The organism is Micromonospora sp. NPDC005163 (genome assembly GCF_053599835.1).
Window position 1 is genome coordinate 36,388 of the sequence record NZ_JBSFYP010000050.1, and the last position, 12,625, is coordinate 49,012.

Sequence of the window (12,625 nt, forward strand, 5' to 3'; positions counted from 1 at the left end):
TTTAGCGACAGTGGTGCTCCGCGCTCTGGCGGGTACGGGAAGGAGGCCGAGTTGGTCAGCCGAGACCGGCCGACAATTACCGACGTCGCCCGTGCCGCCGGGGTCTCCAAGGGAGCGGTTTCCTTCGCCCTCAACGGCCGGCCCGGGGTGGCCGAGGAGACCCGCCAGCGCATCCTGGCGACGGCGAAGGCGCTGGGTTGGACCCCGAGCCACCGTGCCCGGGCCCTGTCCACCTCGCGGGCGTTCGCCGTCGGCCTGGTCCTGGCGCGCCCGCCGGAGTTGCTCGGCGCCGACCCGTTCTTCCCCGCCTTCATCGCCGGCGTGGAACGAGTCCTGGTCGAGCGGAACCAGGCGCTGGTCCTCCAGGTCGTCCCCAGCCAGCGGGCGGAGGAGGCGGGCTACCGGCGTCTGGCCGCCGATGGGCGGGTGGACGGGGTCTTCCTCCTCGACCTGCGGATCGCCGATCCCCGGATCGCCCTGCTGGAGGAGCTGCGGCTGCCTGCCGTCACCCTCGGCCGTCCCGACGTTGCCAGCCCGTTCCCGGCGGTGCTCGTCGACGATCGGCGGGGGATCACCGCCGCTGTACGCCATCTGGTGGAGTTGGGGCACCGGCACGTCGCGCACGTCGCCGGCCCGGACCACTTCCTGCACGGGAGGGCGCGGCGGGAGGCCTGGGAGAACGCGCTGCGGGCCGCCGGGTTGTCGCCCGGGCCGTGCGTGCCCTCCGACTTCTCGGCGGCCGGTGGGGCCGCAGCCACCCACCGACTGCTCGACCTGGCCGAGCCGCCGACCGCGATTATCTACGCCAACGACGTGACGGCGATGGCCGGCATGGCTGTGGCCCGGGAGCGTGGCCTGGACGTCCCGGGCCGGCTCTCGGTCACCGGCTTCGACGACACCGAATTGGCCGCCCACATCAGCCCGGCGCTGACCAGCGTCCGGACGGATCCGTCCGGGTGGGGCGGCGCCGCCGCCCGTACCCTGCTCAACCTCATCGACGGCGACGGCGGCGCGGATGTCGAGATGCCCCCCGCGCAGCTCGTCGTTCGCGCCTCCACCGCCGCACCACCCCCACCACCCCCACCGCCGTGACCGGCCGGCCGGCGTCGCGCCGGCCCGGCCGGTCGATCGTCACGGCAGTCGAGATCGGAGACCCATCATGAAACGGACCGTCCCCGCCGCGTTGCTCGTGCTCTCCCTCGGCCTCACCGCAGCCTGCAGTGACGGCGGCTCCGACGCCAAGGCCGACTCCTCGGCCAAGGGGCCGATCACCATCTGGCTCTCCAACAACAAGGAGGAGTTGGCCTGGGGCACGGCGATGGTCGAGGCGTGGAACAGCCAGCACGCCGACCAGAAGATTACCGCCCAGGAGATCCCGGCCGGCAAGTCCTCGGAGGAGGTCATCGGCGCCGCGATCACGGCCGGGAACGCCCCCTGCCTGATCTTCAACACCGCGCCGGCCGCGGTGCCGCAGTTCCAGAAGCAGGGCGGGCTGGTCGCGTTGGACGACTTCGAGGGCGCCAAGGGCTACATCGAACAGCGGTCCGGTTCGGTCGCCGAGCAGTACAAGTCGCCGGACGGCAAGTACTACCAGATGCCCTGGAAGGCCAACCCGGTCATGATCGTCTACAACAAGGCGATCATGCAGAAGGCCGGTGTCGATTCGGAGAACCCGCCGCTCGGCACGTACGCGGAGTTCCTCGACACGAGTCGGAAGATCAAGTCCTCCGGCGCCGCGCAGGCGGCCATCTACCCCTCGCCGACCAGCCAGTTCTTCCAGTCCTGGTTCGACTTCTACCCGCTGTTCGTCGCCGAGACCGGCGGCAAGCAGCTCGTCGAGGACGGCAAGGCGCAACTCAACTCGGCCGAGGGGCAGCGGGTCGCCGACTTCTGGAAGACCCTCTACGCCGAAGGACTGGCCCCGAAGGAGCAGTACAACGGTGACTCCTTCGGTGAGGGCAAGGCCGCCATGGCGATCGTCGGCCCGTGGGCGATCGCCGTCTACGGCAACAAGATCAAGTGGGGTCTGAAGCCGGTCCCGACCTCCGCCGGCAAGCCCGCCGCCGAGACGAAGACCTTCAGCGACGCCAAAAACGCCGCCATGTACTCCTCCTGCCAGAAGCGGGGCACCGCCTGGGAGGTGCTGAAGTTCGCTACCAGCCAGGAGCAGGACGGCGCGCTGCTGAAGGCGACCGGCCAGATGCCGCTGCGGACCGACCTGACCGCCACCTACGCGGACTTCTTTACCCAGAAGCCCGCCTACCGCGACTTCGCCGACCAGGCCGGGCGCACCGTCGAGGTACCGAACGTGCCGAACTCCATCACCATTTGGCAGACGTTCCGGGATGCGTACTCCGAGTCGGTGATCTTCGGCAAGCGGCCGGTGGCCGACGCGTTCGGCGACGCCGCGCAGAAGGTCGACGGGCTAGCCGGCCAGCGATGAGCGCCCGCCTCACCCGGGGTACGCACCAGCACCCCGGCCGCCGACCGGTGACGGCCCTGCTCGGCCGTCACCCGGTCGGGCTGGCCCTGACCGCGCCCTACGCCGCGTTCATCGTGCTGGTTTTCGCGTACCCGCTCGGGTTCGCCGTTTGGATGAGCTTCCACGACTACTTCTTCGCCGCGCCGGGAGCCCAGGTCGAGCGTCCCTTCGTTGGGCTGGAGAACTACCGGGCCGTGATCGGCGACCCGGGGGTCCGGCAGGCGTTCGGCAACATTCTGGTCTTCCTGCTGATCAACGTGCCGCTCACCGCCGTGCTGGCGCTCACGCTCGCCGTGGCGCTCAACCGGTCCATCCGGGGGCGCACCTTCCTGCGGGTCGCCTACTACGTGCCGTACGTGACCGCCAGCGTCGCCGTGGTCGGGGTCTGGCTCTTCCTGTTCAGCTCGGACGGCCTGGTCAACAGGGTCCTCGGCCCGCTCGCCCCGGACCCGTCCTGGCTGGTCAACGAGACGCTCGCGATGCCGCTCATCGCGGTCTTCGTGGCCTGGAAGCAGCTCGGCTTCTTCATCCTGCTCTACCTCGCCGCGTTGCAGACCGTCCCGAAGGAGCTGTACGAGTCGGCGGCGGTGGACGGGGCGACTGCCTGGCAGCGGTTCCGCTCGGTGACGGTACCGGCGGTCCGCCCCGCCACCACCCTGGTGGTGATCCTGGCGACCATCACCGGCGCGAACCTCTTCACCGAGCCCTACTTGCTCACCGGAGGCGGCGGCCCGAACGGCGCCTCCACCTCCCCGGTGCTGCTGATGTACCAGCGCGGCATCGAGCAGGGCGCCCCGGACGTTGCGGCGGCGATCGGTGTGCTGCTCGTCGTTGGCGTCGTCACCGTATCGATGATCAACCGTCGACTGCTGGAGAGGCCCTGACATGTCGACCAGCACCCTCGGCACACCCACACCCGCACCCACACCCGCACCCGGAGTCGCGTCCGCGTCCGTGGCACGCCGTCGCCCCGGCACCCTCCGACGGGTGCTGCGCACTACGGCCCTGGTCGCCTTCGCGCTCGCCTTCATCTTCCCGTTCTACTACATGTTCATCGGGTCGTTGCAGGCCGAACCGGACACCTCCCCGGCCGGGGCTTTCCCTACCGGCGGCCTCACCCTGGACAACTACCGGGAGATCAACGCCGAGATCGACCTGCTCCGGTCCCTTGCCAACTCCGGGATCTTCACCGGCGGGGTCATCCTCGGCACGGTCGTCTTCGGCGTACTCGCCGGCTACGCGCTGGCGCAACTCAGCTTCCGGGGCCGGGGCACCCTCTTCGCGCTGGTCCTGCTGGTCCAGGTGGTGCCGTTCCAGCTCCTGCTGATCCCGCTCTACGTGCTGATCGTGCGCGGCTACGGGCTGGCCGACTCCTACCTCGGGATGATCCTGCCGTATGCGATCAACACCACGGCGGTCTTCGTCTTCCGGCAGTTCTTCCTGCAACTGCCGGCCGACCTCTTCGCCGCCGCCCGGATGGACGGCGCGGGCGAACTGCGCATCCTCTGGTCGGTCGCGCTGCCGCTGGTCCGCCCGGCACTGCTCACAGTGGTGCTGCTGACCTTCATCGGCCCGTGGAACGAGTTCCTCTGGCCGTTTTTGATCACGAAGCAGACCGACATGCAGCCGCTGGCGGTCTCGCTCGCCAACTACCTGAGCAACGTCGCCGCGCGGGCCGCCAACCCGTACGGCGCGATTCTCGCCGGCGCCTGCGTCCTGGCCGCACCAGCCGTCGCGCTGTTCGTCGCCTTTCAGAAGCACTTCACTTCCAGCAACATCGGATCTGGCGTAAAGGGTTGAACCGTTGACTGTCTCCACCGTCGTCCCGTACACCCTCACCCGACTCGGCGTGGTCATGGCGCCCGAGGCGGCGGAGCCGCTGGAGGTCGAGGGGGTGCTCAACCCGGCCAGCGGGCGTACCCCGGACGGGAAGCTCCACCTGCTGCCCCGGCTGGTCGCCGAGGGGAACGTCTCCCGGGTCGGGCTCGCCGAGGTCGAGTTCCACGACGGGGTACCGGCCGGGGTGATCCGCCGCGGCGTCGTCCTCGCCCCCGACGAGAGGTGGGAGCGCGGGCTGAACAACGCCGGGGTAGAGGATCCGCGCGCCACCTGGGTGCCGAGCCTCGGTATGCACCTGATGACGTACGTCGCCTACGGGCCACTCGGGCCGCGCTTGGCCCTGGCCGTCTCCACCGACCTGCGCACCTGGCGCCGCCTCGGTCCGATGCAGTTCGCCTACCAGCCGGGCCTGGACACCGACCTGAACCTCTTCCCGAACAAGGACGCGGTCTTCTTCCCCGAGCCGGTACCCGGCCCGGACGGCCGGCCCTGCTACGCGATGCTGCACCGTCCAATGTGGGACCTGGGCTGGTTCCGCCCCGGTGAGGGGGTGCACCTGCCCGCCGGAATCACCGACGAGCGGCCCGGCATCTGGATCTCCTACGTCCCCGCCGAGGAGGTGCACTCCGACATCACCGCCCTGGTCCGGCTCCGCGACCACCGCTGCGTCGCCCTGTCCGAGTTCCCGTACGAGGAGTTGAAGATCGGCGCCGGCCCGCCGCCGATCCGGGTGGAGGAGGGCTGGCTGCTCATCCACCACGGGGTGACCGGCCACATCCCCGACACCTTCGACCCCAGCACTCAGAAGGTCGAGTACGCGGCCGGGGCGATGCTGCTCGACCCGGCCGACCCGGGCCGGGTGCTTGCCCGTACCGCCGAGCCGATCCTGGTGCCCGAAACGGAGGACGAGCGCTCCGGCACCGTGCCGAACGTGGTCTTCCCGACCGCGATCGAGGAGGTCGACGGGCTCCGGTACGTCTTCTACGGGATGGCAGACGCCAAAATCGGCGTTGCCCGGCTGGACCGTGTCCGGTAAGTCGGGCGGTCCGGCCCGACCGGTCATCGTTACCGGGCCGGCTGCCGCACCGGGGTGGGCCCGGTGACCGGCCCGGCCGCGCTGCGCCTCGGCGTCGTCGGGGCCGGCGGCTTCGCCACCTTCCTCTCCGGCGCCCTGCGCGACCTGCCGGACGTGACGGTGACCGTGGTCGCCGACCCGGACACCGACCGGGCCGGGCGGCTGGCCGGGACGCTGGCCGCCCGGGCGGTGCCGGACTGGCAGACGCTTGTCGCCGCCGACGACGTGGACGTCGTGGTGGTCGCCACCCCGCCGGCCGGCCACGCGCAGATCATCCTCGCGGCGCTGCGCGCCGGCCGGCATGTCTTCGCCGAGAAACCCCTCGCCACCGGCGAGGACGACGCCATCGCCATCCGGAACGCGATCGCCGCCACCGGCCGCGTCCTGGTGGTCGACCACGTGCTGCGCTACAACCCCGTGCTACGGGCGCTGGCCCGGCTGCGTGACCCAAGGTTCGGCACGCCGCCCGGTTCCCCGCCCGGCCCGCCGCCCGGCCCGCTGCTCAGTCCGCTCCGGCGGCTTGCCTTCGAGAACGACGCCAGCGACGAGGATCTCGGCTCGGAGCACTGGTTCTGGGACGAGCGGGTCAGCGGCGGGATCTTCGTCGAGCACGGCGTGCACTTCTTCGACGCGGCCGACGCCCTGGTCGGCTCGACCCCCGAGTCGGTGCAGGGCATGCTCGGCCACCGCCCCGGCAGCGACCTGGTCGACCTGGCGGTCGCCACCACCCGGTACCCGGACGGCGCGGTGGCGACGTTCGCGCATGGCTTCAGCCACGCCCACCGGTGTGAGCGGCAACTGATGCGGATCGACTTCGGCACCGCCGAGGCCCGGGTGACCGGCTGGATCCCGGTGCACGCCACCGTCGACCTCTGGACCGACGACGCCGGAGCCGCGCTGGTCGGAAGCCTGCCGGCCCGGGTCGCGGAACTGCTGGCCGTCGACGGCCACAGGTTGGGTGACCGGGCCGCCGTCGAGGTGGCGGTGCACCGGCACGCCGGCCCGGCACACACCCGGGATCGGGGCCACGAGCGCCGGCTGCCGCATCGCTGCCGGATCACCGTCGACCTCGGCGGCGAGGCCGCCAAACCGTACGTCTACGCCGAGAGCGTGCGGGCCGTCATGTACGACCTGGTGCGCTGCGTCCGTACCGGCGACCGGCCCGTCGCCGGAGTCACCGAGGGCGTGACGGCGGTGACCGTCGCCGCCGCGGCCCGCCGCTCCGCCTGCGAGGAACGCACCGTCCACCTCGGACAGCAGCCGTCGGGACGCCCGACGGCTGCCCCCACCACTCACCCGTCCTGACCGAGGAGACCCCCGTGAAACGTCGATCGCTGCTGCTGGGCAGCCTCGCGCTCACCACCCCGCTGCTGGCTCCTGCCCCGGCCGGAGCCGCCGCCCCCGCCGCCGCCCCGCGGAGCACGGTGGCGCGGGGCCGTCCGCTCACCAACCTCGCCCACCTGGACTTCCTGCGGCAGGACGTCACGCCGCCGGACCAGCACGGGCACACCACCTACCGGCTCGCCGACACCCCGCGAATCGGGGTGCTCTGGACGTACGCCGAACCCGGGCCGGACGGCGAGTTCCGCCGGGTCGGCGGCGGAGCATACGACCCGGAAACCGACACCTGGGGGCAGGGCGCCTACAACGCCGACGACATCTCCCGGGCCGCGGTGGTCTACCTGCGGCACTGGCGGCAGACCGGGGCCACCACCAGCCGCGACGGTGCGTACCAGCTCCTGCGCGGCCTGACCTATCTGCAGACCGCGGACGGTCCGCACGCCGGCAACGTGGTGCTCTGGATGCAGCCAGACGGCACGCTCAACCCGAGCGCCGAGCCGAAGGAACTGCCGGACCCGTCCGACAGCGACGCGTCGTACTGGCTGGCCCGGACGATCTGGGCGCTCGGCGAGGGGTACGCCGCGTTCCGCGCCACCGACCCGGACTTCGCCGACTTCCTGCGGAACCGCCTCGACCTGGCGATCGCCGCCGTGCAGCGCCAGGTGCTCGTCCGCTACAACCGGTGGCAGATCATCGACGGGGAACGTACCCCGGCCTGGCTGATCGTGGACGGCGCGGACGCCACCGCCGAGGCGGTGCTCGGTCTCGGCGCCTACGTCGAGGCCGGCGGCGGCACCACCGCCCGCCGGGCGCTGCGCCAACTCGCCCGGGGCATCGCCGCCCTCGCCGACGGCGACGTGCGGGAATGGCCATTCGGTGCGATCCGTCCCTGGGCGCTTTCGCGCTCGGTCTGGCACGGATGGGGCGCCCAGATGCCGGCCGCGCTCGCCCGGGCCGCGCAGGCACTCGGCGACCGGACCCTGCTCGGCCCGGCCGTCACCGACTCGGCCGTCTTCACCCCCTGGCTGCTCACCTCCGGCGGCCCGGACAACGGCCGGCTGCCCACCCGCACCGACCGGACCCAGATCGCCTACGGCGTCGACTCCCGGGTGCAGTCGCTGCTCGCCGTCGCCGATGCCAGCGGACGTTCCGGGTTCGCGCAGCTCGCCGCCGTCACCGCCGCCTGGTACTTCGGCGCGAACCCGGCCGGGACGCCCGGCTACGACCCGGACACCGGCCGGGCCATCGACGGCATCAACGGCGACGGGCAGGTCAACCGGAACTCCGGCGCCGAGTCCACCATCCACACGCTGCTCAGCATGCTGGCCCTGGACGCCCGTCCCGAGCTGACCGCCCTCGCCCGCCGCACCGAGGTCGTCGAACGGGTCGGCGCGGTGACCCTGGAAGCCGAGGATGCCGCCCGATCGGGTGGGGCGACCGTGGTCACCCCACCGTCCGCTTGGACCGACGAATCGCTGATCAGTGGGGCGTACGTCGACCTGCCCGCCGGGGCCGGGCTGCGCTGGCAGCTCCCGCCGGCCGACCAGCCCCGGCTGGTGCTGCCCGTGGTGGACCTGCGTTCCGGCGTACCCGCCCGGACGGTCTGGCGCAGCGACGCCGGACCGCTCGGCGAGGTCGACCACGCCCGGATCGGCGCCCAGGGCAACTCCCCGGCCCCGGGCGCCCTGCTCCCGGTCACCCTGCCCCGCGAACTCGCCGCCCACGCCACGGACCTGACCGTCGAGGCGGCGGCCGGGGAGCCGGCGACCGTCGACGCGGTCGTGCTGGAGCCGCTGGTCTCCCGGCTCACCCTGGCCGGCGGCGAACGGCGCACGACGCTGCTGCGCAGTGCTGCCCGGACCGCCCGGACGGCGGAGATCACCGCCACCGGACCGGCCACCGTCGAGGTGTACGACGCGGCGGGCGTGCTCCGCTCGCGGGGCACCGGCGCCGCCGCCACGCTGCGGGTCACCGTGCTGCCTGGCGGCTTCACCCTGGTCCGCCAATGACCGGGTCCGCGCCGGGGGAGCTGTGGTGGCGCGGCGGGGTCTGCTACCAGGTGTACGTGCGCAGTTTCGCCGACTCCGACGGCGACGGAGTCGGCGACCTGCCCGGGGTGACCGCCCGCCTGCCGTACCTGGTCTCCCTCGGCGTGGACGCCGTCTGGCTGACCCCGTTCTATCCGTCACCGATGGCCGATGGCGGGTACGACGTCGCCGACTATCGCGGTGTCGACCCGGCCTTCGGCACCCTCGCCGATTTCGACGCGCTCGTCGCCGACGCGCATCGGCTCGGCCTGCGGGTCGTCTGCGACCTGGTGCCCAACCACACCTCGGACCGGCACCCTTGGTTCCGCGAGGCGCTCGCCGCACCGCCGGGCAGCCCTGCCCGTCGCCGGTACGTCTTCCGTCCGGTCGATGACCACGACCCGGACCGGCCACCCAACGACTGGCGTTCGGCGTTCGGCGGGAGCGCCTGGCGGCGGGTGCCGAGCCCGGACGGCTGGCCCGACGAGTGGTACCTGCACCTGTTCAGCCCCGAACAGCCCGACCTGAACTGGGACAACCCGCAGTTGCGGGCGGAGTTCCGGAAGATCGTCCGGTGTTGGCTGGACCGGGGTGTGGACGGGCTGTGCATCGACATGGCGCACGCTCTGTTCAAGCACCCCGACATGGTCGACGCCGGCGCCGGACAGCACATCGAGTTCCGGCGTAACCACCTGATGCCCTTCTTCGACCAGCCGGGCGTGCACGGGCTGTACCGGCAGTGGCGAACCATGGTCGACGCGGTGCCGGGGGAGCGGGCGCTGATCGGGGAGGTGTGCCTCTTCGACGCCGACCGGCAGGCCCGGTACGTCCGCCCCGACGAGCTGCATCAGGCGTTCACCTTCGAGTTGCTGGAGTGCGACTGGTTCGCCCCCGCGCTGCGGGACACCATCGGGCGGACGCTCGAGGCGTACCGCCGGGTCGGCGCCCGGCCGGCCTGGGTGCTTAACAGCCACGACGCGACCCGGACCGTCACCCGCTACGGTTCGGGAGGTGGGGGCCCGCGGGCGGCCCGGGCCCGGGCCGCCGCCCTGTTGATGCTGGCGCTGCCCGGCGCGGCGTACGTCTACCAGGGGGAGGAACTGGGGCTGCCCCAGGTGGACCTCCCCGACGAGGCGCTCCGCGACCCGATCTGGGAACGCTCCGGGCGGACCGTGCGCGGGCGGGACGGCTCGCGGGTACCGATTCCGTGGACGGCGGACGGCGAGACGTACGCCTTCTCGCCAGACGGCGCCGACCCGCCCTGGCTGCCGCAGCCCGACGGCTGGGGAGCCTGGAGCGTGCAGCGGCAGACGGCCGACCCGGCCTCCACGCTGGCGCTCTACCGGGCGGCGATTCGGTTGCGCCGGAAGGTGGGGGAGAACATCGGGGCCGCTGAGCTGACTTGGTGGGACGCCGGACCGGACGTGGTGGCGTTCCGTCGCGGCGACGGGTTTGGCTGCGCGGTCAACACCGGCGGCGGGGCGGTGCCGCTGACCGGTGTCGGCCGGGTGCTGCTGGCGAGCGTACCGGCCGAACCGGCGGGCGGGGCGCTCCTGCTGCCGCCGGACGCCGCGGTCTGGTTCATCCCGGCCTGAGAGGGCGTCTGATTCACGTATTTTGCGAGTGATGCTGCCTTCAGGTGTCTCGCCAGGTTGGGGTGGTTTCGTCGGTGATGCGTTTGGTGAGGTTGTCGATCATCGCGATGCGGATCATGCTGGCTGAGTTGTCGGGTAGGGCTTCGTAGTCGCGGGCGAGGCGTCGGTGTTGCATGATCCAGCCGAGGGTGCGTTCGACGACCCATCGGCGTTTGACCACGGAGAATCCTTTGATCTGTGGGTCCCTGGTGACGACTTCGACGTCGATGCCGAGGGCGGCGCCGTGTTCGATGACCTTGTTCTTGAAGCCCGCGTCGACCCAGGTCTTGGCCAAGGCAGGGTGGATGGCTTTGGCCTGGTCGAGCAGGTTGATGCCGATGGTGTTGTCGCTGGCGCTGGCAGCGGTGACGACGACGGCGAGGAGTAGGCCGAGGGTGTCGGTGATGATGCCCCGCTTGCGTCCGACGATCTTCTTGCCGGCGTCGATGCCCTGGGTGGGCAGGGGTGCGTTGGTGGAGGTTTTCACACTCTGGCTGTCGATGATGCAGGCCGACGGGTGCACGGCACGTCCGGCCTTGGTGCGGGTCAGTCCGGTGAGCTGGTAGTTGAGCTGGACGAAGATGCCGTCGTTAGTCCAAGCGGTGAAGTAGCCGTAGACGGTCTGCCAGGGCGGGAGATCGTGGGGCAGATAGCGCCGGGCGATGCCCGTGCGGTTGACGTACAGGATCGCGTTGAAAATCTCCCGCAAGTTGTGGGTGGCAGCGCGTCCGCCGACGCCGGCCTGGGTACGGGCCTGACGCCAGGCATTCAGGCGTGGTGCGATCAGCGCCCAGCGGGCGTCGGACAGGTCGCAGGGGTAGGTAGGTCGCTCAACCATGCCGTGGTTCTACTGTGGACGAGCGGTAGTGGATCGCACCCGCGGTCCGACCACACGAGGACTTTTCTGAACCAGACACGTTCCGTGGAACGAAGCTGGCATATCGTTGCGACATCAGTCAGGCAAATGGTGCCGATAGCCGTGAGTCGTCGGCTCTACTGGCCCGGCAGCCGGCGGGCCGAATGCTGCTGATCCCACGCAGACAAGATTAAAACGCCCAGTCAGAAGGCATTCGATGAACCGGTGTCCCGCTATAACCTGTTTGCGGCGTGCCCTATTCTGCCGCTTTGCGGTTTGGATAGTGACGTGATCTCAACAAGAATCCGGTAGGTATCGGTATTCGAAGTGGATGAGGTGGAGAGCAGCGCGGACGATGTCGCCGATCTGCCGTGGGCTGGCGGTGGTGTGGCGTAGGGTCCGCCATCGGCCGGTGAGGATCGCGAAGCCGCGTTCTCCGAGGCACCGCATGGATCGAAGGATCGCGTTGTGGGTGCGGTTGTCTGCGGCGAGGCGGCGGCCGTCGGCGGGCTGCTTGTACGGGGTGTGGATGCCCTGGCCAGCGCCTTCGTAGCCGGAGTCGGCCAGGGTCGGCAGATCCAGCGCCGAAGCGGCCCAGTAGAGCGCGCCGGTGAGGTCCAACTGTTGGGCGCAGGTCAGGTCGTGCAGGTGTCCGGGCATCGCCTGCGAGGTCCAGATCGGTAGCCCGTCCGGGCGCATGATGGCTTGGATGTTCGCACCGAAGTCGCGGTGTTTCCCGGAGTACCAAGCGTCGATCGTTTCGCCTTTCACGCTGGTGGTCGTCTCGGCCAGCCGGTCGGTGTCGAAGAGTTTCCCGTCGAGGATCACGTGCGACCAGCCGTCGGCGGCTACCCGTTGCAGGGCGTCGTGCAGGGTGGGTGTCTGCGCCGCCAGGACGCGTACGGCCTCGGCGACGTACCGGTAAGCGGTTGCCCTCGACACGCCGAACCCGGCCCCGAGGGTGGTCTTGTCCTCGCCCTTGCGGAACCACACCAGCACCAGAAGCGCCTGGTAGAAGCACGTCAGCGCCCGGGATCGCGGTCGGGTTCCCACCGTCCGACGCTCAGCGCGAAGCAGACGCGCCACGTGTCGCACGAGTTCCCTGGGCACGTCAAGCCTGGCAGAATAGGTGATCACGTGGAGCCCTCTCGGAGACTGATTCCGTCGCAAGAACCTGTCTACCGATGGCTCCACGTCCTTATCCCACGCTGTCCGCTATGGACGCTATGCCCGTGTCATGCCGAACCGCGCCCGGATCCTTGCTGAGATCACCTCAGTGATACGACTCCGCCCTGACGGGCCAGTCGACGCCTGTTTCGTCTCGCTTCACGTACCAGATTCCGTCTGACGTAGATCTGGCCGTGAATCGCC

General features: G+C 70.8%; 10 protein-coding genes. 8 read left to right on the forward strand and 2 right to left on the reverse strand.

The window, feature by feature from the left end:
• Positions 1-51: 51 nt before the first annotated feature.
• The 8 genes from ACWD6N_RS27420 to ACWD6N_RS27455 all read left to right on the forward strand — a co-directional run bounded on the left by ACWD6N_RS27420 (position 52) and on the right by ACWD6N_RS27455 (position 10,359).
• Positions 52-1,092, forward strand: coding sequence for a LacI family DNA-binding transcriptional regulator (locus ACWD6N_RS27420; protein WP_354967771.1), 1,041 nt, complete (start codon positions 52-54; stop codon positions 1,090-1,092).
• 67 nt (positions 1,093-1,159) lie between these two features.
• Positions 1,160-2,443, forward strand: a complete 1,284-nt coding sequence (locus tag ACWD6N_RS27425; RefSeq protein ID WP_354967770.1) for an extracellular solute-binding protein — start codon at positions 1,160-1,162, stop codon at positions 2,441-2,443.
• Positions 2,440-3,366 carry a carbohydrate ABC transporter permease gene (locus ACWD6N_RS27430; RefSeq protein WP_354967769.1) on the forward strand — a complete coding sequence of 309 codons (927 nt, stop codon included), beginning with the start codon at positions 2,440-2,442 and terminating at the stop codon, positions 3,364-3,366. The genes ACWD6N_RS27425 and ACWD6N_RS27430 overlap by 4 nt, the downstream gene beginning before the upstream one ends.
• A gap of 103 nt (positions 3,367-3,469) precedes the next feature.
• Positions 3,470-4,282, forward strand: a complete 813-nt coding sequence (locus ACWD6N_RS27435; protein WP_354967768.1) for a carbohydrate ABC transporter permease — start codon at positions 3,470-3,472, stop codon at positions 4,280-4,282.
• A 4-nt stretch (positions 4,283-4,286) separates the two neighbouring features.
• Positions 4,287-5,357 carry a glycoside hydrolase family 130 protein gene (locus tag ACWD6N_RS27440; protein ID WP_354967767.1) on the forward strand — a complete coding sequence of 357 codons (1,071 nt, stop codon included), beginning with the start codon at positions 4,287-4,289 and terminating at the stop codon, positions 5,355-5,357.
• Positions 5,358-5,420: 63 nt separating this feature from the next.
• The gene (locus ACWD6N_RS27445; protein WP_354967766.1) at positions 5,421-6,701 is read left to right on the forward strand and encodes a Gfo/Idh/MocA family protein; all 1,281 of its coding nucleotides are present in this window, start codon (positions 5,421-5,423) and stop codon (positions 6,699-6,701) included.
• Positions 6,702-6,715: 14 nt separating this feature from the next.
• A complete protein-coding gene (locus tag ACWD6N_RS27450; protein WP_450005257.1) occupies positions 6,716-8,746 on the forward strand; it encodes a hypothetical protein in 2,031 nt (676 codons plus the stop codon).
• The gene (locus ACWD6N_RS27455; protein ID WP_450005258.1) at positions 8,743-10,359 is read left to right on the forward strand and encodes a glycoside hydrolase family 13 protein; all 1,617 of its coding nucleotides are present in this window, start codon (positions 8,743-8,745) and stop codon (positions 10,357-10,359) included. Before ACWD6N_RS27450 ends, ACWD6N_RS27455 begins: the two co-directional genes overlap by 4 nt.
• Positions 10,360-10,399: 40 nt before the next feature.
• Here ACWD6N_RS27455 and ACWD6N_RS27460 read toward each other — a convergent pair whose 3' ends face one another.
• Both ACWD6N_RS27460 and ACWD6N_RS27465 read right to left on the reverse strand, forming a co-directional pair.
• Positions 10,400-11,236 (reverse strand): IS5 family transposase, encoded by an 837-nt coding sequence (locus tag ACWD6N_RS27460; protein WP_354967763.1) that lies wholly within the window; start codon positions 11,234-11,236, stop codon positions 10,400-10,402.
• A 312-nt stretch (positions 11,237-11,548) separates the two neighbouring features.
• Positions 11,549-12,307: a transposase family protein gene (locus tag ACWD6N_RS27465; protein WP_354967762.1), complete on the reverse strand. Its 759-nt coding sequence runs from the start codon at positions 12,305-12,307 to the stop codon at positions 11,549-11,551.
• Between the last annotated feature and the right edge of the window lie 318 nt (positions 12,308-12,625).

Coding starts and splice junctions, on each gene's coding strand:
- ACWD6N_RS27425 (WP_354967770.1), top strand. CDS start 1,160: ATGAAACGGACCGTCCCCGCCGCGTTGCTCGTGCTCTCCCTCGGCCTC.
- ACWD6N_RS27460 (WP_354967763.1), bottom strand. CDS start 11,236: ATGGTTGAGCGACCTACCTACCCCTGCGACCTGTCCGACGCCCGCTGG.
- ACWD6N_RS27455 (WP_450005258.1), top strand. CDS start 8,743: ATGACCGGGTCCGCGCCGGGGGAGCTGTGGTGGCGCGGCGGGGTCTGC.
- ACWD6N_RS27430 (WP_354967769.1), top strand. CDS start 2,440: ATGAGCGCCCGCCTCACCCGGGGTACGCACCAGCACCCCGGCCGCCGA.